The sequence below is a fragment of the Pseudotabrizicola sp. genome (assembly GCF_030684215.1).
GTDB lineage: Bacteria > Pseudomonadota > Alphaproteobacteria > Rhodobacterales > Rhodobacteraceae > Pseudotabrizicola.
Genome location: NZ_JAUXOV010000052.1, coordinates 35886 through 61061, shown reverse-complemented (window position 1 = coordinate 61061; position 25176 = coordinate 35886). Strand labels below are relative to the sequence as shown.

The window sequence follows — 25176 nt, the reverse complement described above, 5'->3', positions numbered from 1 at the left end:
ATTCAGCCTTTCAGGGCGGCAGATGTGGCAATGTCATCAAGAGTCTGGTTAATATTACGCATCACAAGACGCGTCAGGTCAGCCGTGATCGGGTTATCGGGATGTTGCATCGCGCAGGCCTTGACCAGCATCACGATCAGATGGGCATGTGCCGTCCAACGGGTTTGCGCTTCTTCCTTTGCCACGCCAGCGGCCAGGGCAAAGATCGTGGTCAAATGCGCCACGATCCCGACCTCCATCCGTAAGGTCGCGTCGCCAATTTCCGGCTTGCGAAGTGAGGCCGCAGTTATTTCGGCCCAGATCTGGCCGTCGCCTTGGCAATCAGCCTCGGTGATCTTACGCTCGATCGTTTCCCGGAGCGCCAGAATCGGATTGGGGTGCGCCAGAATTGTTGCAAAGTCCTGCTCCATCTCGGCCATATCCAGCGCGATCAAGGCTTCGACGATTGCCGATTTTGACGGAAAATAGCGGTAGAAGTTACCAACGCTCATGCCCGCCTGACGGGCGATGTCTTGCATTGATGCGCCATCAAAGCCCTTTTCCGCAAAAGCGCGGCGGGCACTGTCCAAAATCTCTGCCGATCGTTGATCAGCCAGTGGAACAGGGGATACAACAGCCATGAAATGCCAAAGAATGAACGTTCATTCAGCAAATAGGCAAATTCACGAAAAGGTCAAGCGCAGTTGTCGTTTTTACTGATCTGCCCTGATTTCTTGACGTGAATGCGCGATAACTGGGCGATCACCTATATGTCTTTGACCAATCGCAATGCATCATAGATCGCCGCATGCGTGTTGCGCGACGCGACTGCATCCCCGATTCGATACAGCGCAAAGCCCTCTGGCCCCTGCCCCGCAGGCTGCGGCATGCCCGCGATAAGGGCGTCATACTCAACACCGCCAAGATTGTGCGACCGAGGCTTCAGATCGAAGTAAACATCGGCGAGCGGTTGGGTCGAGTGGTTGACCACGATCTGATCAAAGCTGCGCTGCTTGGAGACATCCATATAGTCAGACCCGATGGTGGCGCGCAGTTGGTTTCCGTCTCGCGCGACACTGCGCAAACGGTAAGTTACTGTAAAGGTAACAGGTTTATCCTGCAAAGCCCGCATATAGGGCACAAGGTTCATCCCCATAACCTCGGGTGCAAAGCTGCGGTCCGGGGTCATCACCTCGACCGTGGCACCAGATTCGGCCAGCAGTTGCGCGGCTTGCAGGGCGGTGTGGTCACCCGCGTCATCATAAAGCAGCACATTCGTGCCGGGCTTGACATCACCAGACAAGATATCCCACGCACTGACCGTCAAATCGTTGCCAGCCTCAAGCACCGCCATGTCGGGCAGACCGCCCGTGGCGATGATCACCACATCGGGCGACAGGGCCAGCACATCATCGGCTTCGGCCCAGGTGTTGAAATTAAACGCCACCCCGCGCGCCGCACATTGCGCCATGCGCCAATCGATGATGCCGATCATCTCGGCCCGGCGCTTGGTCTGTGCGGTCAGCCGCACCTGACCACCGGGTTGGTCTGCGGCCTCCAGCACTGTCACCCGGTGGCCCCGCTCGGCGGCGACGCGCGCGGCTTCCAGCCCGGCAGGCCCCGCGCCGACGATCACCACATGCTTTGCCACCGGGGCGGGCAGGATGGTATGCGGCATGGTTTCTTCGCGCCCCGTCGCCGGGTTGTGGATGCACAGCGCCATGCCGCCCTGATAGATCCGGTCAAGGCAATAGGTCGCGCCGACGCAAGGACGGATATCTTCCTCGCGGCCCTCGATGATCTTACGCACGATATGCGGGTCGGCCATGTGCGCCCGCGTCATGCCCACCATATCCAACTGCCCCGACTGCACCGCATAGCGCGCGGTGGCCACATCGGGGATGCGCGCGGCGTGAAAGGTCGGCAACCCGACCTCGGCCCGCACACGCCCGGCAAAATCAAGGTGAGGCGCGGATTTCATGCCCTGAATCGGGATAACATCGGTCATCGCCGGATCGGTGTGGATGCGCCCTTTGATGATGTTCAGAAAATCAACCAAGCCAGAGTCGCGGAACATCTTGCCAATCGCGATGCCTTCATCGGCATCAATCCCGCCCGGCTCTGCCTCGTCAGCAGTATAGCGCACGCCCAGCAGAAAGCCGTTTCCCACCCGCTTGCGACAGGCGGCCAGCACATCCATCGCAAAGCGCGCCCGGTTTTCCAGACTGCCGCCATAAGGCGCGGCCAAAGCGTTGGTAAAGGGCGACATGAACTGATCCATCAGATGGCCATAGCACTCGAATTCCACCCCATCGAGACCCGCCGCCTGCATCCGTTCGGCGGCATCAGCGTAATCGGTGATGATGCGGGCGATGTCCCAATCTTCTGCAACCTTGGGAAAGGCCCGGTGCGCCGGTTCGCGCGAGGGGCCAGCGCCGACCACCGGCAGCCAGTCGCCCTTGTCCCAACGGGTGCGGCGGCCAAGGTGGGTCAGCTGGATCATCACCGCCGCCCCGGCTTCGTGGCAATCGTCAGTCAGGCGTTTCATCCATGGCACCACCTCGTCCTTGTAGGCGAGGATGTTATTGAACACCGGTGGGCTGTCCTTTGACACCGCAGCCGATCCCGCAGTCATGGTCAGGGCTACACCCGCTTTTGCCCGTTCCAGATGATACAGGCGGTAGCGATCTTTTGGCATCCCGTCTTCGGGATAGGCCGGTTCGTGACTTGTGGTCATGATCCGGTTGCGAAGGGTCAGGTGTTTTAGCTGATACGGCTGCAACAACGGGTCGCTGGACATCTGGCACCTTCCTGTTTTCTGACAGCCTAGGTTTGCATCACGCGGCGTGCTGAGAAGAAAACGACTGCTGGATGTCTGTTCCTGCCGCCCAAGTGCCGTTGACAGGGCGGGGCTTGCGGCCCCACTCTCGCCAGTAAATGACGCGGGGGAATTCATGCGCGACTATGCGCGACCACAAACTCTGGATGAGGCAGTCGGACTGATGGCGCAGACGCCGCGCCGGATTCTTGCAGGCGGGACAGATCTTTATCCGACCGTTGGCCGCCGGATTGATGGCGACATTCTTGATCTGACAGCCATTCCCGCGCTGTGTGGCATTACCCAAGGCGATGGCCTGCGCATCGGGGCCTGCACCACATGGACGATGATTGCCGAAGCGGCGCTTCCGCCCGCTCTTTGCGCCTTGCAACAGGCCGCACGACAGGTGGGCGGACGGCAGGTGCAGAATATGGGTACAATTGGGGGAAACCTGTGCAACGCCTCGCCCGCTGCCGATGGTGTGCCGCCGCTCTTGGCGTTGGATGCGGTGGTCGAACTGGCCGGGCCGTTGGGTCTGCGCCGGGTGCCGCTTACACAATTGTTGATCGGGCCGCGCCAAACCTTGCGCGCGTCAGATGAAATCCTGACCGCCGTGATCCTGCCCGCATCAGCACTGACCGGGCGATCAGCTTTCGTCAAACTGGGCGCACGGGCCTATCTGGTGATCTCGATTGCGATGGCAGCAGCGCGGATTCAGGTTGAAAATGGCCGGATCACCGGCGCTGCACTTGCTGTAGGGGCGTGCTCTGGCGTGGCGCAACGTCTGCCCGTCGCAGAGGCCGCGCTGATCGGGGCCAAACCGGTTGATGCGCCGCAGCTTGTGACACCACATGATCTTGCCGGGGCCTTGTCGCCTATCGACGATATCCGGGCCACAGCACTCTATCGCCGGACAGCCGCCGCAGAGTTGCTGCGCCGCGCCATTGCTGAGGCTGTGGCATGATCCGCTTTACGCTGAATGGCCAGCCCGTCACCTGCGACGCCGACCCGACCGCGCGCCTGACCACCGTTTTGCGCGATCACCTTGGGCTGATGGGCACAAAGGTTGGCTGCGACGCGGGCGATTGCGGGGCCTGCACGGTGCTTTTGAACGGCGCACAGGTCTGCGCCTGCATGGTGCCTGCCGCGCGGACGGCGGGTGGAGAGGTTGAAACCATAGAATCGCAAGCCCTGGATCTGGACCGGCTGCGGCAGGCCTTTTTGCGCCACGGTGCGGCGCAATGCGGCATCTGCACCCCCGGCATGCTGATGGCCGGGATGGATCTTTTGCGTCGCGTGCCGGCACCATCAGAAAGTCAGGTGCAGGATGCGCTAGGCGGTGTGCTGTGCCGCTGCACTGGATATCGCAAGATCATCGCGGCGATCTGCGACACGGGGCTGCCTGAACCGATCTTTACGGGGGGTATTGGCACCCCTGTGCAACGACTGGACGGTGAGGCCAAGGTGCGCGGCGACAATTTCGGCGCTGACCATATACCGGATGGTGCGCTGACGGTGGTGGCGGTCCGCTCTCCGCACGCCCATGCATCGTTTCGGTTTGGCGATCTGGCAGACTATGCCCAGCGCCCCGGCGTGGCAGGCGTGTTCACCGCTGCCGACATTCCGGGCCGAAACGCCTTTGGTGTCATTCCCGCCTTTGCCGACCAGCCCGCAATTGCCGAAACCCCAGCCCGGTTTCGCGGCGAATGTGTGGCATTGGTGGCGTTTAAGGCCGGAACAGAGCCTGATCTGACCGATTTCCCAATTGACTGGCAACCCTTGGCGGCCCTTTCCACCCCGGCCGAGGCCGAGTCACTCGGGGCTGCGCAAATTCATCCTGACCGGCCCGACAACCGCCTGATCGAGGGCCGTGTCGTCAAGGGCGATGCCGCGCAGGCGCTTGCAAACTCGGCCCATGTTGTCAGCGGTGCGATTCAGACCGGCTATGTCGAACACGCCTATATCGAACCCGAGGCAGGCACCGCTTGGATGGACGCGGATACGCTGACCATCCGCGCCTGCACCCAAGCCCCGGTCATGGACCGCGACGACACCGCCCTGATCCTTGGCTTGCCGCCGGAACGGGTCAGGATCATTCCGTCGGCTGTGGGGGGTGGGTTCGGGTCAAAACTCGATGTCAGTCTGCAACCGCTGATTGGTCTTGTTGCGCTGAAAACTGGCCTCCCCTGCCGGATGGTCTATTCCCGCACCGAGAGCATGACATCGACCACGAAACGTCATCCAGCCGAAATGCAGGGCCAGATCGGCTGCGATGCAGACGGTCGGATCACGGCCCTTGCATTTGAAGGGCGGTTCAACACCGGCGCCTATGCCAGTTGGGGTCCAACGGTCGCAAATCGGGTGCCGGTGCACGTGACCGGTCCCTACCTGACCCCGAATGTCACCGCCCGCGCCCGTGCCATTCACACCCACGGCCCGGTTTCGGGCGCGTTTCGCGGCTTTGGCGTGCCACAAGCGGCGCTATGGCAGGAAACACTGTTTGATCAGTTGGCAGACAAAGCCGGACTGGACCGGCTGGAGTTCCGCATTCTGAACGCAATTTGCGATGGCGATGCAACGGCCACCGGGCAGGTGTTGCAGGCGACGGGTATAAAACCATGCCTCACCGCCCTGCGCCCTCATTGGAAAAGGGCCTTGTCAGAGAAGGTTCCGGGCCGTGGTGTCGGCATTGCGTCTTGTTGGTATGGCTGTGGCAACACGTCCTTGCCTAACCCGTCCACCATCCGTATCGGCCTGTCGCAGAAGGGTCGCGTGGTGCTGCATCAAGGCGCGACGGATATCGGCCAAGGGTCGAATACCGTCATCGCCCAAATCGCAGCACAGGCCCTTGGCCTTCCGCTTGACCAGATAACCCTGATCGGCCCTGACACCATGCTGACGCCTGATGCGGGCAAAACATCGGCCAGCCGACAGACCTTCGTATCAGGGCGCGCAGCCAAAGCGGCGGCAGAGGCGCTGCGCAGTCAAATCTTGCGCCTGACGAATGCTGGCACCAGCGCATCCCTATCGCTTGAAGGCGCGGTTCTGACGATCACTGAAGCCGGCGCACGCCGCCAGATCCCATTGGCCAGCCTGCCCCCGGACACCCACGGATATGCGCTTAGTGCAGACGCAACCTACGACCCGCCCACCTCGGCACTCGATGCGAACGGGCAGGGCACGCCCTATGCGCTGTATGGCTACGGGGCGCAAATGGTGGAACTAGAGGTGGACCGGGCGCTTGGCACCGTGCGCTTGCTGAAAATCACCGCCGCGCATGATGTGGGTTGCGCCATCAATCCTCAGCTTGCCACCGGCCAGATCGAGGGTGGCATCGCACAAGGCATTGGTCTTGCGCTGATGGAGGAGTACCTGCCCGGCCGAACCGAAAACCTGCACGACTATCTGATCCCCACCATCGGCGATGTGCCCAGAATCGACAGCCTTTTGATCGAGGTGCCAGATCCCGAGGGCCCCTTCGGCGCCAAAGGTCTGGGAGAACATGTGCTGATCCCCACCGCACCCGCGATCCTGAACGCAATCCGCCATGCCACAGGCGCAACCCTTACGTGCGTACCCGCCCTTCCCCACCGCATTCTTGCCGCACTTGAGGCCAATCGATGACCTTTCCCGCCCATGCGTTTCATCTTGGCCCGAAATACTCCGCGGGCAGCCATTGGTCCGAGAAACCACTGGCTGGGCGGGGTAAAACCTTTGGTGCTCCACTGGCCACCAAGCCCCTCGCAGGCCAGCAATGACCGGGCAGCCCACCAGCAGCACGGAAAAAATCCGCTGCGACGCTTGTCCGGTGATGTGCTACATCGCCCCCGGCCAGACCGGGGCCTGCGACCGCTATGCCAATCAAGATGGGCGCATCCTGCGCACCGATCCGGTGGTGATGCTGACACGCAGCCTTGATACCGGTGGCCGCATTGTGCCCTTTGCCACCCGCGACTGGGATGGTGACGCCTTCCCCGCAGATACGGTCGTGACCGGAATCGGCTCTGGCACCACCTATCCCGATTACAAGCCCGCTCCTTTCATCGTCGCTTCCGATGTTGATGGGGCCGATATGGTCACGGTTGTTACAGAGGCGATCTTTTCCTATTGCGGCGTCAAGGTGAAGATCGACACCGACCGTCATCTGGGAGCCGAAGGCGCGATCATCCGGGCGGAGGGTGAGCCTGTGGGCCATGTCACAACCGCCGAATACGGCAGCCAGATGCTGTCCTTGGGCGGCGTGCATCACCTGACCGGCGGCAGCAAACCCGAGGGGCGTATCACCTGCGCCACGCTTCTGGCTCTTTGTAATGGCGCGGCTGTCACCCTGAGTATCGACGGCGGGTCCAGCGTCACCGTGCAGGCAGGTCACCCCCCCATTGTGGACGGCACTCCGGAGCGCCGGATGCGGGTCGGCTGCGGCTCAGCCACCATCGGCATGTTCGCCAGCCAATGGGTCGGGCTGGTGGATGAGGTGGTGGTGGTTGACGACCACATCACCGGCGTTGTCAGCGAACATCAGGCCGGCAAAGTGCTGGGCTGGCAACCCACCGGCATCCGGGTAAAAGGCCACCGCTCCACCCCCGGACGCTATTTCCGGGTGTCAGAGCCGGGGCTTGGCTGGGGCGGCACACGTCTGACCGACCCGCTGGAAATTCTTGGCCCGTGGGAAGCGCGGCGCGGTGCGCGGGCGGGATTACGGCTTTTGATGGTTTCCACCACGGGCGAGGAGTTCGGCTATTATGAGCTGGATGAGTCTCTGACACCGCAAAAAAAGGATCTTCCGCCAGCTTTGCGCGCCACCGTCGGGATGATAGACGAAAACTGCGAGCCGTCTCTGTGCACGGTGCTGTTCATGGGCGGCGCGGGCGGGTCATTGCGCGCGGGCGTCACGCAAAACCCGGTGCGGCTGACCCGGTCGGTGCAGGCGGGGCAAACCCGGCTGACCAGCGGCGGCGCGCCCTGCTATATCTGGCCGGGCGGTGGGATCACCTTTATGGTCGATGTTACCCGCCTGCCCGAAGGCGCGTTCGGCTATGTGCCGACCCCGGCCCTTGTGGCACCGCTGGAATTCACCCTGCCGCGCGCCGATTATCTGGCCATGGGCGGGCACGACACGGCCATCCGCACGCTGGGTGAGGTACGCGCAGAGGGTGGCGAGTATCAGACCCACGCCCACCTGACCGCACCGCCAGAGGTGCCATCGTGACCAGTGCCACCTGTGCGCGTCTGCCAGATGGGCGGTTGCACCTGCACCACGGCCCCATCGACATCATCGCACAAGCATGGGGCAGCCCCGCCTCCGTCGCTTCCGGCGAGGCGCGGATGGTGGCACGATTCGGCTCTGTGTTGGCGGAATTAGCCTCTGAACTGCCCGAACTTCGGCGCGAGAGCGGGCAACCCACCGGCCCGATTGCGCAGCTGATGGTGCGCGCAACGACCGTCTTTACCCCCGCCTTCATCACACCGATGGCCGCGGTGGCCGGGGCCGTGGCAGATGTGCTTCTGGCCGAACTCGCCGTGCCCGGCGTGCGGCGTGCCTACGTGAACAACGGTGGCGACATAGCGCTGCACCTGGACCCCGGCGAGAGCCTGAGCTGCGCCATCGCCGCGCGACCCGGCATGCCCGACCGGGTAACGCTTCGCGCCGAAGACACCGTGCGCGGCATTGCTACAAGCGGCTGGCGCGGGCGCAGCTGGTCGTGTGGTATTGCCGATTCCGTCTCTGTGCTGGCGAAAACGTCCGCAATGGCCGATGCGGCAGCAACGATGATCGCCAACGCGGTCAACCTGCCCGACCACCCCGGCATCACCCGGCGCCCGGCGCACCAGATGCAGACTGACAGCGACCTTGGCGCGCGCTTGGTCACCGTGGCGGTGTCGGGCCTAACCGAAGCCGACCGCTTCCGCGCCTTGAACGCGGGTGAAGCAGCAGCGGAGGCGTTCCGGTCGCAGGGACTTATTGAAGCCGCAGCTCTTTTCCTGCACCCTGAGGTGCGGACACTTGGCCCGCTTGCCCTAAAGGAACTTACCTGTGTCTGACTTTGCCATCCGCAAGATCACCATCCAGATCGAAGATATCCTGCATGAAGGCGGCCCCGTGACGGCCACGCCCGTTATCCGGGGCGCGATCTTTGCCGTTTGCGCCAACCCCTTTGCCGGACGCTATGTTGAAAATCTGGCCCCGGCGATGGATGCGCTCAAGCCCCTTGCGCTTTTGCTGACCGACCGTCTGGTCGCGGCGATGGGCGGGCGCGACGGGATTGACGCCTATGGCAAAGGCGCCATCGTGGGCGAAGCAGGCGAGGCCGAGCATGGCGCGATCTGGCATGTGGCAGGCGGCTACGGCATGCGCGAACGCTTGGGCGAATGTCGCGCCATCGTGCCCTCAACAATGAAGGTGGGCGGCATGGGTGCCACGCTGGATATTCCGCTGGGCCACCTGAATGCCGCTTATGTGCGGTCGCGGTTCGATGTGATCACGGTCGCCTGCGAGGATGGACCGCGGTCGGGCGAGGTGTTGTTTGCACTTGCCATGGCGCGCGGGGGGCGGGTTCACAGCCGGATGGGCGGGCTTGAGGTTGATCAGGTCAAGGGTGAGGATGGCTTGCGATGAGGGCGCTTGCAGGGGCACTCACGCTCCTGCCCGGCGCGGCGTTTGCCTGCGCCTTGCCGCCTTCGGTAATCCTGACGCTGCCAACAGGCCATTACATTGCAGGCGCAGCAGCGACCGTCGCCGTGACTGCCGCGATGGGGGCGATGGCGCGGTCCTTGCCGCAGTTGCAGGCGGTGCCGGTGCTGACCCGGCGGGTCTGGGTGCCGGTGTCGGTGTCGTCATACCTGTCGTTCCTGTGCTTTCTAGGGCTGGTCTTGGTGGGCCTGTTCGGGGCGCGCGACCCGATGCACAATCTGATGACGCTGGTGTTCTGGACCGGCATCTGGATCGCGGTGCCGCTTGGGTCGATGCTCTTGGGGAATCTGTGGCGGCCTATAAACCCATGGACCGCGCCGGTGCGGATCACGCGCACACTGCTTGGGAGGACCGGGTCTGTCGGGCTGTCACGGCTGGGCCATTGGCCGGCGGTGGCGGGCTACGCGGGGTTTACATGGTTTCAGCTTGTGTCGATGGCGCCCGATGACCCGACGGTGCTGGCATGGGTCGCACTGACCTATTGGCTGGTGATCTTTGCGCTGGCCGTGGCCGAGGGCGAGGAGTGGTTGGCGCAGGGCGAGTTCCTGACTGTTCTGATGGGCTATCTGGCCAAGGTGGCACCGTTCTGGCTTGACTTGGACGACGGTCGCGCGACGCTTATGCGCGGCTGGCCGGGGGCGCAAGTGATGCGGATGCCGGGGCTTTCGTTCTCGGCCATGGGCTTCATAACGCTGGCGCTGTCTGCGCTGACCTTCGACGGGCTGATGGAAACATTCTGGTGGCACAGCGTAATCGGGGAAAACCCACTGGAGCCGACCGGGCGGTCAGCGGTGATGGGGGTCAATACTATTGGGCTGCTGGCGGTCTGGGGGCTGACCAGTCTGGCGCTTTGGGGCGTGATCCGGCTGGGGAAAGCCCTGTCCGGTGCGCGTTTTGCGACGGGGCCAGTGATGTTGTCGTTTCTGGCCATCGCGGCGGGGTACCATGCCGCGCATTATCTGGTGGTCCTGTTGACCGCCGGGCAATACACGCTCGCAGCGCTGAACGACCCGCTTTTTCGCGGTGATGCCTTGCTGGGCCTGCCGCCGTTTTATGTGTCATTCGGCTTTCTTACCGACCGGACCGTCATGCCGATAATCTACGCAGTGCAGTTTGCCGCAATCCTTGGCGCGCATCTGCTGGCCGTGCTGTTGACCCTGCGGCTGGCGGGTCCGACGCGGGCGGTGGCACATCTGCCGATGACCGCGCTCATGGTGGGATATACCGTTCTGGGGCTGTGGCTGCTTTCTACCGCACGGACCGGGTGAAAAAACCATGGACAAACCAATCGTTCCAGCAAAGTGTTAAACTAGAGGCCCCATCAGAGGTGTGCCGCAACAGTGGAGATTTTGGAAATGACACAGAAACTCATTGGCCTTGCGCCATCGCGGCGCGCCGTTCTGAAGGGTGCGGGCGCCGGGCTGTTGGCGGCAGGCTTTGCGGCACCCGTCTGGTCACAGGCGGCGCCCGTAAAGCTGGGGTTCCAGTTGCACCGCACCGGGATCGGCGCCGCCTATGGGCGCTGGTATGAGCGCACGGCGCAAGCAGCCCTGAAGGAGGTGAACGATGCAGGTGGCATCAACGGCCGCCCGGTCGAGATTGTGTTTGAAGATGACGGCACAGACCCGAAACGCGGGTCCGAGGTCGTGGAAAAGCTGGTCAGCCAGCACAACTGCGACATGATTTTCGGACCGCTTTTCAGCCATGTGGTCATCGGATCGGCCTCGCGTGCAGGTGAGTTGAAGGTGCCTTACCTTGTTTGCTCTGAAGGATTCCATGTGGCCAGCGGCATGCTGAACCGCTGGACCATGCAGCCCGGCATTACCGATGTCCGCGCACAGGTCAGCTCGATGGCGCCTTGGGTTCTGGAAAACCTTGGCAAGAAGGTAACCATGGTGTTCCCCGATTATGCCTTTGGTCACGATCACCGCGATTACTTTACTGCCGCGGTCGAGGCGGGCGGCGGGCAGGTCATCGCCCAGATTGCAGTGCCACCGACCGAAACCAGCTTCACCCGGTATCTGCCGCAGATCCCCAATGATACCGAAGTTCTGTATCATGTGATGGTTGGCCCGGCAGTTCTGACCTTCGTCAAGGAATTGGGCGAGTTCTACGGCACCGGGGCCAAGCCGCAGATCTTTGGCTTTATCGACTCGCTTGAAGCGGTCGATACCGCCTCTCCCGGATTGGAGTTCCTTGAAGGCACCCATTTCTGGGAAGGTCATTGCCGGGTCAAGCAGCCTGACGCGTCGGAACACGAGGTCGCCTATCGCGCCGCTGTTGGCGTCGATGACAATGGCGCGTCAGTGTCCGATGCCAAGGACGTGTCCACCTATGCCCACATGTTTTCTGTGTGGGAAACGTTGCACATCATCAAGGCGGGGATGGAGGCCTCTGGCTATCAAAGCCCGGCGGATCGGCAAAAGTTTGTCGAAGCGGTCGAGGCCATGAGTGACATGCCAGAAAGTCTTGCGCATGTGCAGGGAAACAAGGTTTTCAATGGCAAGACGCATCAGGTGTTTGGCCATCAGTTCATCAGCAGGGTCGAAGGTGGCAAGCTGATGAAGGTGCATACGACCAGCATCGAAGACGGCATGTATCCCGATGCAGTGGATTACACGACGCAATCGTTCTGACGAAACGGGCCGGGGAAACCGGCCCAAATAACAGGCGGGCGCTGTGGCCTTCGGACCTTTTCTTCTTCTTGCGCTACTGGAAGGCACTGTCATGGCTGCGGTGCTGGCACTGACAGCCGTAGGGCTGTCGCTGGTGTTCGGCGTGATGCGCGTGGTGAACGTGGCGCATGGCGAGTTTTACATGATCGGCGCGGTGGTCGCATGGTTTGTGACCTATTATCTGCCGTTTCCGCCTGCGCTTGCCTGGCTGGCAGCACTGATCATTGCGCCTTTGGCCGTTGCGCTGATTGCAGCGCTTGCCGATACGCTGGTTCTGAAGCGCCTGAACTATGACCCCGAAGCCACGATCGTGGCCACCATCGGTCTGCTTTACATGCTGCAACAGGCAGCGCTGACGTTTTACGGATCAGACGCGCGCCCGGTTGTCGCCCCGTTTCAGTGGCGTATCCAACTGCCATGGTTCGGGTATTCAGGGTACAAGCTGTTTGTCGTGCTGGCGGCGGCGATCATTCTGGTGGCGGTCTGGGTGTTCATGACGCGCACCAAGGCGGGCCTTGTGATGCGGGCAACGCAGGTGGACCGTGAAACGGCGCAGGCCTTTGGTATCAACGTAGATCGGGTCTATGCGGGCACTTTCGCCCTTGGTGGGGCGCTTGCGGCAGCAGCGGCGGTGCTGATCGTGCCGATACAGCAGGCGCATTACCTGATGGGGCATGACCCGCTTTTGCTGTCCTTTATCGTGGTCATTATCGGAGGACTTGGGTCGATCCGGGGCACACTGGTAGCGGCGCTGGTGATCGGGCTTTCAGATGGGGTGATCAGCATGTTCTTTTCCCCCACGCTGGCAAAAATCATCGCAACGCTGCTGGTTGCAATGGTGCTTGTGTTCCGCCCGCAGGGCCTGTTCGGAGCCCGCGCATGACCCAGGGGGCGAAGATCTGGGGCCTGCACCTCCTGATCCTGGTGGTGGTGTTTGCGGCGCAATTCGTGCTGCCGTCCTATCACATGACCAATCTGGCGCGGATCATGGTGCTGGCAGTGTTCGCGATGGGCTATAACATTGCCTTTGGCTACACCGGCCTTTTGTCGCTGGGGCATGCGCTGTTCTTTGCGGCGGGGTTCTATGCAATGGGCCTGCCGATCTGGCATCTGGGCTGGCTGCCCCTGCCCGCGCTGATTGCGGGACTGATGGTTGGGGGCTTGCTTGCCGGCGCGGTCGGGCTTTTGGCGCTGCGCACGGCGGGGGTCAGTTTTATGATTGTCACGCTGATGTTTGCCCAAGCGGGTTATCTGACGCTTTTGTATCTAAACACATGGACCGGCGGCGACGAAGGCTTTGTCGTTGCGCGCACAGCGCGTGTTCTGGGCGGACTGGATCTGGCCACCGACACGCCGCGCTTTATGGCCGCGTTTGCGCTGTTTGCCTGCGCTATGCTGGTGTGTTTGTGGCTGGTCCGGTCGCCGCTTGGCCGGGTGATGGTAGCAATGCGCGAGAATGAGGAACGCAGTCGGATGCTGGGATACGACCCGTTCCGGATCAAACTCATCGCGCTGATTGTGTCGGGCGTATATGCTGGGGCGGCGGGGGCGGCTTATGGGATGCTGTTTGGCTATGTCGGGGCGACCTTTGCAACGATCCAATATTCGATCCTGCCAATGCTTTATGTGCTGCTTGGCGGGGCGGGCACGGTGTTGGGACCGTTTCTTGGGGCGCTTTTGATGTTCTATCTGATCGACATCACCAGCGGCTATACCGACGCCTATTTGTTCGTTGTGGGTGCGGCCCTTGTGGGCTTGGTGCTGTTCGCGCCCAAGGGCATACTGGGCACGTTGCGCGAAAGGATCGCCCCATGGCTGCCGTGATCGAAGCGCGCGGGCTGACCCGGTATTTCGGTGGGTTGCGGGCCGTGGACGGTGTGGATTTTAGGCTCCAACAAGGCGAGATTCATGGTTTAATCGGGCCGAATGGCGCGGGCAAAACTACTTTTGTCAGCCTGTTGTCTGGCCGGGTGCCGGTGCAATCGGGCTCCATCATGCTGAACGGGACCGACATCACCCACATGCCTGCCCATCTTCGTGTGCGGGCGGGCGTGGCCTATACGTTCCAGATCACCTCGGTTTATCCACGGCTAAGCGTCTTCGACAATGTTGCGCTGGCCGCACAAAGCCGGGGCGCTGGCGATGTTGTGGCCGAGGTGGCGGACGCGTTGAACCGTGTCGGCATGGCTGGTCTGGAACAGGCCTTGGCAGGCACGCTGTCTTATGGCCATCAGCGCTTGCTTGAGGTGGCGATGGGCCTTGCCCTGCAACCTTCGGTTCTGATCCTGGATGAGCCGACGCAGGGTCTTGCTTCGGGCGAAATCGCGGGCTTCAAGGCGTTGATCCGGTCCCTTGTGCCGCAGACCACAATACTGCTGATCGAGCACAATATGGATGTGGTGATGGACCTTGCCGACCGGATCACCGTTTTGAACTTCGGGCAGGTTCTGGCGGTGGGCACACCTGAAGAAATCCGTATGAACAGGGTCGTTCAGGACGCCTACCTGGGGGTTGATCATGCTGCGGGTTGACGGGATCACGGCGGGCTATGGCCCGGTCACCATCCTGCGCGATCTGTCATTTCAGGCTGCGCCGGGGCAGGTCACCTGTATCATGGGTCGCAACGGGGCGGGCAAATCCACGCTGATGAAAGCTATTATGGGGCTGGTCCCGGTGCAGTCGGGCCAGATCAGCCTCTCGGGCGTACCCGTCCACAGCTTGCCCGCGCATAAAGTGCCGCTGCAAGGCATCGCCTATGTGCCACAGGGACGGCGGTTGTTTGGCCCGCTGACCGTGGCCGAGAACATCGAGATTGGACTTTTCACGCGGAAAAAGGGTCTGCAAACGCGGAATTTTGTGCTGGATCTGTTCCCGCGGCTTGCCGAACGACTGGATCAGGTGGCCAGCACACTGTCGGGGGGCGAGCAGCAGATGCTGGCGATCGCCCGCGCGCTGTGTCTTGAACCGTCGGTCCTGCTGCTGGACGAACCGACAGAGGGCTTGCAGCCATCAATGATCGCGCTGATCCGCGATACCGTGCTGCGCCTGCGGGAAACCGGACTGGCCACGGTTCTGGTAGAACAGCGCATGGATACGGTAATGCGCATGGCTGACCGCGTTGCCTTCATGGCGCATGGCCGGGTAGAGGCGGACGTGGCTCGAGACCAGCTTACGCCAGATTCGAGCCTGTTTCAGCAGTTTGTGGGGGTTTGATGGCGGGACTTGTGGCCGGAGTTGATGTCGGTGGAACGTTCACCGATCTGGTGATCGTCGATCCTGCGACCGGGGCGGTAAAGCTGGCAAAGGTATCAACCACCCTGCCCAATCAGGCACCCGGCGTGCTGAATGCTCTGGCAGAGGCCGGTGCGGACTTGTCGCAGATTGACCTGATCGTTCACGGAACGACCACGACCACCAATGCAGTGCTGGAACGGACGCTTGCGAAGACCGGGCTGATAACAACCATGGGCTTTCGTGACATTCTGGAACTGGGGCGGCGTACCCGGCCAAATGCCTATGGCATGCACGGACGCTTCACGCCGATCATCCCGCGCGATCTGCGCCTTGAAGTGCCGGAACGGATGGATGCGCGCGGGTCCGTTCTGGTTCCGCTTGATGCGGATGCCATGCGCAAAGCGGCTCTGACACTGCGGGAAATGGGGTGCGAAAGTCTTGTGATCCACTTTTTGCACGCCTATGCGAACCCGGCTCATGAGCGGCGTGCAGCAGAGATTGCCGCCGAAGTCTGGCCCAACAGCTATATCACCATGGGCCATTCCCTGCTGTCAGAAAGCCGTGAATACGAACGTGGAGTCACTGCGGCGGTGAATGCCAGCGTGCAACCTTTGCTGGAGCGCTATGTCTCGCGCCTTGCGGATCAATTGACAGCCAAAGGTTACCGGCACGATTTACTGGTGATGAATGGCAATGGCGGGATGGTTTCGGCAAAATTAGTGTCGAAAGAGGCTGTAAAGACCGTAATGTCCGGCCCTGCCTCTGGCGTGATGGCAGCCGTGGCGACGGGGCGGCGGGCGGGGATAAACAACCTGTTGACCTATGACATGGGTGGCACCTCGACCGATGTGGCGATGATCCGCGACGGGCGGGCGCCGGTGTCAAACGAGATCGAGGTGGAATATGCCATGCCGATCCATGTGCCGATGGTTGATGTGCGAACCGTGGGCGCAGGGGGCGGGTCCATCGCACGTATTGATGCGGGCGGAATGCTGCGGGTGGGACCGGACAGTGCGGGATCGACCCCCGGCCCGGTCTGCTACGGGCGCGGCGGGACAAAGGTGACGATCTCTGACGCCAATCTGCTGCTCGGGCGTTTGCCTGCCAGTCGGTTCGGGCAGGCGGCCGATGCGGCACGGCAGGCGATGGCAGACCAGATTGCGGCGCCGCTGGGTCTTTCGGTGGAGCAAGCAGCCGAAGCCGTTGTGCAGATCGCCAATGTTCACATGGCCGGGGCAATCCGCATGGTGTCCATCAGCATGGGGGCCGATCCCCGCGATTTCGCGCTGTTTGCTTTTGGTGGCGCCGGACCGCTGCACGCCGTCGCTTTGGCGCGCGAACTGGCAGTGCCAAAAGTGCTGATCCCGGCGCGGCCAGGTATCACCAATGCGTTGGGTTGTGTGGTCGCCGATCTGCGGCAAGATTTTGTGCGCACTTTAAACCAGCCACTTGATCACATTGAAATCGACACTGTGCATGGCGTATTGGCTGATCAGGAGGCCGAAGGCCGGCGTTTGATCGGGGCTGAAAACATTCGATTGACCAACGTGCGCGCCGAGTATTCTGCCGATATGCAGTTTGTCGGCCAAACCCACCTGCTGCGCGTGGCCTTGCCAAACGGCTCGCCTTCTCGCGCTGAATTGCAGCGCTTGTTTGAAGCCGCTTATCACCTGCGGTTCAGGGTGGAACTGCCGACGATCAAGGCCAATCTGGTCAACCTGAACGTCTCGGTCATTGGCGAGCGCCCGGAAATGGACCTGTCGGCTTTGATTGACCGGGCTGGGCGGCGAAACGAGGCAGTGCCGGCATCTGTTCGTGCTGTCTGGTTCAACGGCTGGGTTGAGGCGCCGGTGTATTGGCGCGACCATCTGCCGTTGCAACTGTCACTTCAAGGCCCTGCAATTATAGAGCAAATGGATACAACGATCGTGATTGAACCGGGGTGTCTGGTAACTTCGGACAGTGATGGAAACCTGATTGTGCAGGTGAGCCATGCTTGATCCTGTCACGCTTGCCGTCATTCAGGCCAACTTGCAGCAGGTCTGCGACGAGATGGACTTGACCTTCAGCCGCGCCGCTTTCTCGCCCGTGATCGCCGAGGCGGATGACAGGTCAGACGGGATTTACAGCGCCGAAGACGGCAGCCTTATCGCCCAAGGGTCAAAGGGCCTGCCAGTGTTTGTTGGCGTGATGCAGTTTTCGACCCGTACAATCATAGAACGGATCCGCGACGGCCTGACCGCAGCGCCGGAACCGGGTGACATCTATATGGTGAACGACCCCTATCTGGGCGGCACACACCTTATGGATGTGCGTTTTGCCATGCCCGTCTGGCGTGAGGGCGTGATTTACTGCTGGCTGTCTAACACAGGGCATTGGCCTGATACCGGGGGTGCAGTTCCGGGTGGATTCAGTGCCAGCGCCATCAGCGCCGAGCAGGAGGGGTTGCGGATTCCCCCGGTAAAACTGTTCAAAAAAGGCATGTTAGACCCTGAAATCTGGCAAATTATCTGTTCGAACATTCGCGTGTCAGAGCAGCGGATCGGGGATGTACAGGCACAAGCCAGTGCGCTGTTGATCGGGGCGGAACGGTTGGTGCGCCTGCTTGACCGCTATGGCGATGCGACCGTAAGTCAGGCAATTGCGGAAATGCGAACCCGCGCAGCGCAACAAATGCGCGCGATGATTGGACTGATCGCAGACGGCAACTATCAAGCTACTGCGGTTGTCGATTCTGATGGCGTGGTCAATGAACCGCTGAAAATCGCTGTTACAGTGTCGAAAGCCGCGGGTGAGTTGACCTTTGATTTCGCACAAAGCTCGCCACCCTGCACGGGGCCGATGAACTCGGTTCGGGCCACAACGCTGTCTTCGGTTTATCTGGCGATGCGCCATATTTTCCCCGATGTGCCGATCAGCGCCGGGGCGTTTGAACCGCTGCACGTCACCGGGATTGAGGGCACCTTTCTGGATGCCCACTATCCGCGTCCAGTGTCAGGCTGTGCGGCAGAGGTCAGCCAGCGCATTGCCGAGGCGGTATTTGCGGCCTTGGTGCAGGCCATTCCTGATCGGGTGACGGCGGCTCCGGCAGGCACCAGTGGCAATTTCGGCTTGGGTGGTTTCGACCCAAATACCGGGCAAAGCTTTGTCATGTATCAGATTTCCGGTGGTGGCTATGGTGGAAACGCCGATCATGACGGTCTGTCGAACGGATGTTCCACGATTGGAATCTCAAAGGCGCCGCCGGTTGAAATCATGGAGCAAAAGTTCCCGGTGCTGTATCGGCGCTATGCTTTGCACGAAGGCAGCGGCGGGGCGGGCATGCATCGGGGCGGGTTTGGCCTTGATTACGAGATAGAGTTGTTGCGCGGCGAGGCGCGGGCCAGTTTCGTAATGGACCACGGCCTGACCGGGCCATTGGGGGCACAAGGAGGACAAGACGGAGAGGTGAACCGGGTCGAGGTAATCCGGGACGGGGCGGTTTTTGTCCCGCCCCACTTATCAAAGGCACAGGATATCGTTTTGTCGCCCGGCGACAGTGTACGCGTGCGCACGCCTGGTGGGGGTGGGTTTGGCGACCCGTCACAGCGCGATCCGGCCTTGGTCGCTGAAGATGTACGGTTGGGCCGCTATACCGCCAACCAAGCGCGCGCTTTGTGGAACTGGCAAGGTTAGAGCCGTTTTTGACCACTCTGCCAGACGGATTGCACCTGAAACTCATCGCTCAGATGCACCAGATCGGCGCATGAGCCTGCGTTCAGATGGCCCAGATCGTCGCGCCCAATCACTTGCGCAGGTGCGCGGGTTGCCATGGCAAGTGCGCGTTCAGGCGGCAGGCCGATGGTATGTACCATGATCGCAATGGCCTGTGGCAAAGTCAGATCAGCACCCGCAAGCGTGCCATCTTCCAGTGTTAGACGCCCGTTGCGACGCAAGATCTTGCGGCCGCCAAGGTTGAATTCGGTTTGATCGGTGCCAGCAGCGGCCATGCAATCTGATACAAGAAACAGCCCCTCAGGCCGGGCGGCCAACGCAATACGCAAAGTTGCGGGTGCCACATGAATTGTGTCTGCAATGATCCCGGCGGCAATGTCATGGGCCAGCACGGCCCCTACAAGGCCGGGTTCGCGATTGCCAAGCTGGCTCATCGCGTTGAACAGATGGGTCGCACAGCGCGCACCAGCTGCAAAGGCGGCTTCGGCCTCGGCAAATGTGCATTCGGTGTGGCCAAGGCTGACGATCGCACCAGCCTGCGTAAGGGCCATGATCTGATCAAGACGTACAGCAGAGGGCGCGACCGTAATCATCACGGCAGGGAGGCGACGCGCGGCACTGATCAGCACGTCAAGATCCTGGTCTCCCATCGGCCGGATCAGGCGCGGATCATGCGCACCCTTGCGACGCGGGTCCAGATGCGGCCCTTCCAGATGCAGGCCAAGAAAGCCCGGCGCGCCGATGCAGTCGATCGCCGTCTCGATCAGATGCGCCGTGGCGGCGGCGGTATCGGTGATCAGGGTCGGCAAAATCCCCGTTGTTCCCATTTGCGCATGCGTTGCACAGATCGCGCGAAGGGTCTCGGCGCTGCACTGGCCATCGACCATCAGCCCGCCACCGCCATTCACCTGAAGGTCGATCAGACCGGGCGACAGAATACCGCCCCCCAGTGCGATCACATCGGCATCCGCCGGCACTGATGACGCAAGGCCGATAACCCGCGCGCCATCGGCAAGCAGAACAGCATCGTCGTGCAGCGTCAGACCATCAAAGACCCGTGCACCAGTGAATGCGGTTGTCATCAGACGGTCTCCGTGACCTTGCGCAGATGGGGCGGTGTATCGGGGTCAAACCCACGGCGGCGGGCAAGTTCTTCGACAAAGCTGTAAAACGCGGTTCCCAAAACCAAGGGTGCGACAAGCGGGTGCAGATTCGGAACCGATGGCAGTAAAGTAGCACCCTTTGCCGGGGCCCCTGTCAGGAACACATCGGCACCTTGGGCAGCCAGACGCTCTGCCGTCGAAACAACATGCGACAGGGCGGCGTCTTCGACGCCCAGCGCAAACACCGGAAACTGCGCCTGCACTATGGCCGCAGGGCCGTGAAGCACCTCTGCGGCGGAATAGGCTTCCGCATGCAGACCGCAGGTTTCCTTAAGCTTCAGCGCCGATTCATTTGCAATGGCAAAGGCAGGGCCGCGCCCCAGAACATAGGCCGAATTTGCCCGAGAAAGGCGCGCCGCCAGCGGTGACCAGTCCAGATGCAGGGCCTTTCCAAGCGCGTCGGGCAGGTCTGCTATCGCTCGGCGCAAGTCATCATCCTGTTGCCATTCCGCCAAAAGCGAAAGACCCGCCAGTACCGACACAACAAAGGTTTTAGTGGCCGCAACGCTGTGTTCCACCCCGGCCTGCAAGGCAAGGCAATGGTTGGAAGCAGCCCCCATCGGGCTGTCGGCAAAGTTGGTGATCGCTACCGAAAGCGCGCCGCCACTCCGGCCAGCGCGCATCATCTCTACGATGTCCGGGCTTTGACCAGATTGCGAGATGCCAATACATACCGCGCCCGCCAGACGAAGGGGGCGGCCATATATCGACGCCACCGATGGCCCGACCGAGGCCACGGGCACGCCTGCCAGCAACTCGACCGCATACTTCAGATAGGTTGCCGCATGATCGGACGATCCGCGTGCAACCGTCACGATCAGGCTTGGGTCCAGTTTGCGCATTACCGCGGCGGCCTCTGTCACCTCAGGACGGGTTTGCGCCAAGAACCGTTCAGCTGCGGCGGGGATCTCTGCCACTTCGCGCGCCATATGCGTTTGGGTCATGTCGGTGTCCTTTCCAAAGCGCCAGTCTGAGGCGGCAACGTCAATTCCACAGCGAAATCATACGCATCGCCGCGATAGAGAGAGCGGGTAAATTCCACGACCCGGCCAGATGGCAAATAGCCGATCCGCTCGATCCGAAGGCCAGCGGCACCGATGGGCACGCCCAGCAGTTCGGCATCCCGCGCACCAAGATTTGCGGCCGAAATCCGTTGCACTGCCCGCACGGGTCGCAATCCGCGGGATTCAAGCACTGCATACAGGCTGGTTTGCACAAGTCCCGGGTCTGGCAGCGTTGCGGTGGAAAGCGAGGCGCGCTCAATCGCCAAGGGCACATCATCGGACCTGCGCACGCGTTCCAGCCGGGCCACGCGATCCCCGATGCCAAGTCCCAAAGCCATCACCTCCTCAGGTGAGGGGGACGTGATCTGACGCGATATCCAGACCGATTCCACCGATTTGCCGCGCCGCGCCATATCTTCGGTAAACGATGTCAGCAGCGACAGTGCCTGCTCCAGCCGTTCGACCTTTGGTGCGACAAAAGTGCCTGAGCCCCGGCGCTGAACCAACTGACCGTTGGCAACCAGCGCCTGCACTGCCTTGCGCACGGTAACACGCGAAAGCCCGGTCATGGTGGCCATGTCGCGCTCTGCAGGCAGGCTGTCGCCAGCGGCAAGTCGGCCAGCGCTGATCGCTTCGACCAGACGCTTTTGCAGCTGAAGATACAACGGGCCAGACCCCGCGTCGTCAAAACCAATGGGAGAGAAAATCATGTCCATCATCCCACCTCACGCGCAAGAAGCATGGCTCCATCCAAGGTGGTGCCCTTTGCCTTAACCTGCGGAATCTGGCGCAGTGCTTCGGCATAGAACGGCCCCAGACCGCCAATAAACGTCACGGGCAAATCAGTGCCTTTGCGCAGGTCGGCAATGACGGCTGAGACACCGTCGGTGCAAGCAGACCAAAGGGATTGTGCCGCCGGATCGGCGCTTTGAACAACGCGCGGGGCCAGTTGTGCAAAATCAGCAGCACGCGCGGATTGAGCAAAGCTTACCACCGAAGCGGCACCGCCGTGTTCATCGAGCAGGCCTTGAAGAAAGGGTGTCATCGTCGCGAATCCATCCACTGCGCGCAGGGCAAGCGATAGAGCGGCGCGGCCAAGGTAAGCACCGCCGCCTTCATCCCCCAGCACCAGCCCCCATCCGCCAAAAGTCCGGATTGAGCCCTGATACTGAACGGCAAAGACAGACCCGGTGCCCAATGCAGCGACAATGCCATCGGCGTCGGCCAAGGCACCCTTTGCCGCTGCGATCGCATCGGTTTCAATCCGGGTGCGCGCAAATGGCAAGGCAAGGCGCAAGCGGCCCGCAACACCCGCCGCGTTGGCCCCCGCCAGGCCAAGACCAGCGACAAGCTGCGGCAGCGCCTGGCGTACCTCGGTCGGACCCAAGGCGGCTGCGAGCGCCATTTCAGTAGCCGCAAGAATATTACTGCGGGCTGCCTCATGGTCAGATGCGATGTTGGCAGGCCCCCCATGGCCATGGCCAAGCACACAGCCAGAATCGTCCGCTACCGCTGCCCGGCATCCGGTGCCACCGCCATCAATTGCCAGAAAAAACGTCATTCGATTCCCCCAAGCACCAAGATACCAAAACAATACCATTTAGAAAGTGGTATCTTTTTACTAGCAAGATACAGCCAAAATACAAGGAAAAATGCGAATGTGAAACTTAATTCTTTACAATTGGTATTATTTTGGCATTGTCATCAAGACAGGGGGAATCACATGGCAGAGCGCAGCACAGAACGCAGACACACGTTGTCCAATGGTCTTCATGCCGTTGCCGCCGAAGAGGTTCTTTCGCGCATTCTGGTGGGACAGACCCATGCGCTTGCCGCGCTTCCCGCCGCTTTCGATGCTATTACCCTGGCCGCCAGCGCTGGTGCGCAGGCTTTGCGGCATGGTGGAAAAATGGCCTATGCGGGGGCCGGGTCTTCGGGGTTGATGGCGCTTGCCGATTGTCTTGAATTGCCGGGCACTTTTGGCATTGCGCCGGATCGCGTGCCGATGCTGTTTGCCGGGGGTGTCGAGGCGCTGCTGCATATGCAGGGTGCGCCCGAAGATGACCCGAACCTTGCGCAGGCCGATCTGGACCGCGCGCAGTTGTCCAAGGGGGATGTGGTGCTGTGTCTGGCCGCTTCTGGCGCGACGCCCTACACACTGACAGTCGCCAAACTGGCGCAGGCGCGCGGGGTAACGGTTGTTGGCTTTTCCAACGTGGCATCCTCTCCGCTTTTGCAACTGGCTGATATGCCTGTGCTTCTGGATACCGGGCCCGAGATTGTCTCTGGGTCTACCCGCATGGGAGCGGGAACGGTGCAGAAAGTTGCGCTGAACATGCTGTCGGTTCTGGTCGCGATTGATCTGGGTCATGTGCATGATGGCTATATGGTCAACGTGACGGCAGATAACGCAAAGCTGGTTGATCGCGCTTCACGGATCGTGGCTGACGTATCAGGCACCGGGATTGACGGCGCGCGCGCGGCCCTGATCCTGACCGATGGTGCCGTGAAGTCCGCCATTCTGGTCGCCCGCGGCCTGACACCCCAACAGGCACAGGACGCATTGGCCGAAAGCGGCGGCCACTTGGCACCTTTGCTGACCTAAATAATCAACCGGGCAAAAAGCCCACCAACCGGGAGACGACGATGAAAAAGACCTATCTGACAGCCCTGCTGACCAGCACATTGCTGGCCGGGCCTGCCCTTGCGCAGACGACCCTGACAATCGAAAGCTGGCGCAACGACGATCTGGTGATCTGGCAAGACAGCATCATCCCGGCATTCAATGCGCAACACCCTGATATCACCGTAGTTTTTTCGCCTTCGGCACCCGCTGAATACAACGCTGTGCTGAACTCCAAACTGTCTGCGGGCAGCGCGGGGGATCTGATCACCTGCCGCCCGTTTGATGCATCGCTGGAGCTGTTCAATCAGGGCCATCTTGCGGATCTGACCGATCTGGCAGGCATGTCCAACTTCTCGGACGTGGCGAAGTCGGCTTGGCAGACAGATGATGGAGCGGCCAGTTTCTGCGTGCCGATGGCATCGGTGATCCATGGCTTCATCTACAACGCCGATGCGTTTGAAGCGCTGGGAATTGACGTTCCGGCCACCGAGGCTGAATTCTATGCCGCGCTGGACAAGATCAAGGCAGACGGCACCTATATTCCGCTGGCAATGGGCACCAACGACCAGTGGGAAGCTGCGACGATGGGCTATAACAACATTGGCCCGACCTATTGGAAGGGCGAAGAAGGCCGCCGTGCGCTGATCGCGGGCGAGCAAAAGCTGACCGATCCGCAATGGGTTGCCCCGTTTGAGCAACTGGCCAAGTGGAAAGACTATCTGGGCGACGGCTTTGAAGCGCAGACCTACCCGGACAGCCAGAACCTGTTCACGCTCGGCCGGGCCGCCGTTTATCCGGCTGGATCTTGGGAAATCAGCGGCTTCAACACCCAGGCTGATTTCAAGATGGGCGCTTTTGCACCGCCTGTCGCCGCAGCGGGGGACACCTGCTATATCAGCGACCATACTGACATCGCCATCGGCCTGAACGCGGCTTCGCCCAATGCCGAAGCGGCACGGGTGTTTCTGGATTGGGTTGGCAGCCCAGCGTTTGCCACGCTTTATGCCAACGCCCTGCCCGGTTTCTTCAGCCTGAATTCGACCCCGGTCGAAATGGAAGACCCGCTGGCGCAGGAGTTCGTATCATGGCGCGGCAAGTGCGAGCCGACAATCCGGTCCACCTATCAGATCCTGTCGCGGGGCACGCCGAACCTGGAGAACGAGACCTGGAACGCGAGCGCCAATGTGATCCGCGGATCAGAAACGCCGGCAGATGCTGCCAAGCGTCTGCAGGATGGGCTGGCAAGCTGGTACGACCCTCAGAAGTAAGCGC

The 25176-nt window shown here is 61.4% G+C and carries 22 protein-coding genes; 16 read left to right on the top strand and 6 right to left on the bottom strand.

All coding sequences use genetic code 11. The features are described from left to right. Positions 1 to 2 precede the first annotated feature (2 nt). The gene (locus Q8K08_RS09955) at positions 3 to 620 is read right to left on the bottom strand and encodes a TetR/AcrR family transcriptional regulator (RefSeq protein WP_304801365.1); all 618 of its coding nucleotides are present in this window, start codon (positions 618 to 620) and stop codon (positions 3 to 5) included. A 125-nt stretch (positions 621 to 745) separates the two neighbouring features. Then, positions 746 to 2779, bottom strand: a complete 2034-nt coding sequence (locus tag Q8K08_RS09950; RefSeq protein WP_305249967.1) for an NADH:flavin oxidoreductase — start codon at positions 2777 to 2779, stop codon at positions 746 to 748. Positions 2780 to 2933: 154 nt separating this feature from the next. Between Q8K08_RS09950 and Q8K08_RS09945 the strand changes: the two genes are divergently transcribed. The 14 genes from Q8K08_RS09945 (at position 2934) to Q8K08_RS09880 (ending at position 19072) form a co-directional block, all read left to right on the top strand. Continuing rightward, positions 2934 to 3761, top strand: a complete 828-nt coding sequence (locus Q8K08_RS09945; RefSeq protein WP_305249966.1) for a xanthine dehydrogenase family protein subunit M — start codon at positions 2934 to 2936, stop codon at positions 3759 to 3761. Beyond that, on the top strand, positions 3758 to 6421 hold the full coding sequence (locus tag Q8K08_RS09940; protein ID WP_305249965.1) for a molybdopterin cofactor-binding domain-containing protein: 2664 nt from the start codon (positions 3758 to 3760) through the stop codon (positions 6419 to 6421). The genes Q8K08_RS09945 and Q8K08_RS09940 overlap by 4 nt, the downstream gene beginning before the upstream one ends. Then, complete coding sequence (locus Q8K08_RS09935; protein WP_305249964.1) at positions 6418 to 6555, top strand: hypothetical protein; 138 nt, start codon at positions 6418 to 6420, stop codon at positions 6553 to 6555. The genes Q8K08_RS09940 and Q8K08_RS09935 overlap by 4 nt, the downstream gene beginning before the upstream one ends. Further along, positions 6552 to 8006: a 6-hydroxynicotinate reductase gene (locus Q8K08_RS09930; protein WP_304801353.1), complete on the top strand. Its 1455-nt coding sequence runs from the start codon at positions 6552 to 6554 to the stop codon at positions 8004 to 8006. The genes Q8K08_RS09935 and Q8K08_RS09930 overlap by 4 nt, the downstream gene beginning before the upstream one ends. After that, positions 8003 to 8839 carry a UPF0280 family protein gene (locus Q8K08_RS09925; RefSeq protein WP_304801351.1) on the top strand — a complete coding sequence of 279 codons (837 nt, stop codon included), beginning with the start codon at positions 8003 to 8005 and terminating at the stop codon, positions 8837 to 8839. The genes Q8K08_RS09930 and Q8K08_RS09925 overlap by 4 nt, the downstream gene beginning before the upstream one ends. Then, positions 8832 to 9413: an amino acid synthesis family protein gene (locus tag Q8K08_RS09920; RefSeq protein ID WP_304801349.1), complete on the top strand. Its 582-nt coding sequence runs from the start codon at positions 8832 to 8834 to the stop codon at positions 9411 to 9413. The genes Q8K08_RS09925 and Q8K08_RS09920 overlap by 8 nt, the downstream gene beginning before the upstream one ends. Continuing rightward, the gene (locus Q8K08_RS09915; protein WP_305249963.1) at positions 9410 to 10756 is read left to right on the top strand and encodes a hypothetical protein; all 1347 of its coding nucleotides are present in this window, start codon (positions 9410 to 9412) and stop codon (positions 10754 to 10756) included. The genes Q8K08_RS09920 and Q8K08_RS09915 overlap by 4 nt, the downstream gene beginning before the upstream one ends. Positions 10757 to 10843: 87 nt before the next feature. After that, positions 10844 to 12124: an ABC transporter substrate-binding protein gene (locus Q8K08_RS09910; protein ID WP_305249962.1), complete on the top strand. Its 1281-nt coding sequence runs from the start codon at positions 10844 to 10846 to the stop codon at positions 12122 to 12124. Between the two features lie 43 nt (positions 12125 to 12167). After that, positions 12168 to 13046 carry a branched-chain amino acid ABC transporter permease gene (locus Q8K08_RS09905; RefSeq protein WP_304801342.1) on the top strand — a complete coding sequence of 293 codons (879 nt, stop codon included), beginning with the start codon at positions 12168 to 12170 and terminating at the stop codon, positions 13044 to 13046. Beyond that, complete coding sequence (locus Q8K08_RS09900; protein WP_305249961.1) at positions 13043 to 13987, top strand: branched-chain amino acid ABC transporter permease; 945 nt, start codon at positions 13043 to 13045, stop codon at positions 13985 to 13987. Before Q8K08_RS09905 ends, Q8K08_RS09900 begins: the two co-directional genes overlap by 4 nt. Then, positions 13975 to 14694 carry an ABC transporter ATP-binding protein gene (locus Q8K08_RS09895; protein WP_304800419.1) on the top strand — a complete coding sequence of 240 codons (720 nt, stop codon included), beginning with the start codon at positions 13975 to 13977 and terminating at the stop codon, positions 14692 to 14694. Before Q8K08_RS09900 ends, Q8K08_RS09895 begins: the two co-directional genes overlap by 13 nt. Next, complete coding sequence (locus Q8K08_RS09890) at positions 14681 to 15376, top strand: ABC transporter ATP-binding protein (RefSeq protein ID WP_304800421.1); 696 nt, start codon at positions 14681 to 14683, stop codon at positions 15374 to 15376. Before Q8K08_RS09895 ends, Q8K08_RS09890 begins: the two co-directional genes overlap by 14 nt. Further along, positions 15376 to 17397, top strand: coding sequence for a hydantoinase/oxoprolinase family protein (locus Q8K08_RS09885; RefSeq protein WP_305249960.1), 2022 nt, complete (start codon positions 15376 to 15378; stop codon positions 17395 to 17397). Before Q8K08_RS09890 ends, Q8K08_RS09885 begins: the two co-directional genes overlap by 1 nt. After that, on the top strand, positions 17390 to 19072 hold the full coding sequence (locus Q8K08_RS09880) for a hydantoinase B/oxoprolinase family protein (protein WP_304802038.1): 1683 nt from the start codon (positions 17390 to 17392) through the stop codon (positions 19070 to 19072). Before Q8K08_RS09885 ends, Q8K08_RS09880 begins: the two co-directional genes overlap by 8 nt. Here the strand turns inward: Q8K08_RS09880 and nagA are convergent. From nagA to Q8K08_RS09860, 4 genes are read right to left on the bottom strand one after another with little or no spacing between them, the layout of a single operon-like run. Continuing rightward, positions 19069 to 20193, bottom strand: a complete 1125-nt coding sequence (nagA, locus tag Q8K08_RS09875; protein ID WP_304802036.1) for an N-acetylglucosamine-6-phosphate deacetylase — start codon at positions 20191 to 20193, stop codon at positions 19069 to 19071. The two genes, Q8K08_RS09880 and nagA, sit on opposite strands and share 4 nt — an antisense overlap. After that, positions 20193 to 21218 (bottom strand): SIS domain-containing protein, encoded by a 1026-nt coding sequence (locus Q8K08_RS09870; protein WP_305249959.1) that lies wholly within the window; start codon positions 21216 to 21218, stop codon positions 20193 to 20195. Before Q8K08_RS09870 ends, nagA begins: the two co-directional genes overlap by 1 nt. After that, entirely contained in the window at positions 21215 to 21994 is a 780-nt protein-coding gene (locus tag Q8K08_RS09865) for a GntR family transcriptional regulator (RefSeq protein ID WP_305250035.1), read from the bottom strand. The genes Q8K08_RS09870 and Q8K08_RS09865 overlap by 4 nt, the downstream gene beginning before the upstream one ends. Continuing rightward, entirely contained in the window at positions 21994 to 22839 is an 846-nt protein-coding gene (locus Q8K08_RS09860) for a BadF/BadG/BcrA/BcrD ATPase family protein (RefSeq protein WP_305249958.1), read from the bottom strand. The genes Q8K08_RS09865 and Q8K08_RS09860 overlap by 1 nt, the downstream gene beginning before the upstream one ends. A gap of 162 nt (positions 22840 to 23001) precedes the next feature. On the opposite strand from Q8K08_RS09860, the gene Q8K08_RS09855 reads away from it, so the two are divergent. Then, positions 23002 to 23883, top strand: a complete 882-nt coding sequence (locus Q8K08_RS09855) for an N-acetylmuramic acid 6-phosphate etherase (protein ID WP_305249956.1) — start codon at positions 23002 to 23004, stop codon at positions 23881 to 23883. A 41-nt stretch (positions 23884 to 23924) separates the two neighbouring features. Continuing rightward, positions 23925 to 25172, top strand: a complete 1248-nt coding sequence (locus tag Q8K08_RS09850) for an ABC transporter substrate-binding protein (RefSeq protein ID WP_304802028.1) — start codon at positions 23925 to 23927, stop codon at positions 25170 to 25172. Positions 25173 to 25176 lie beyond the last annotated feature (4 nt).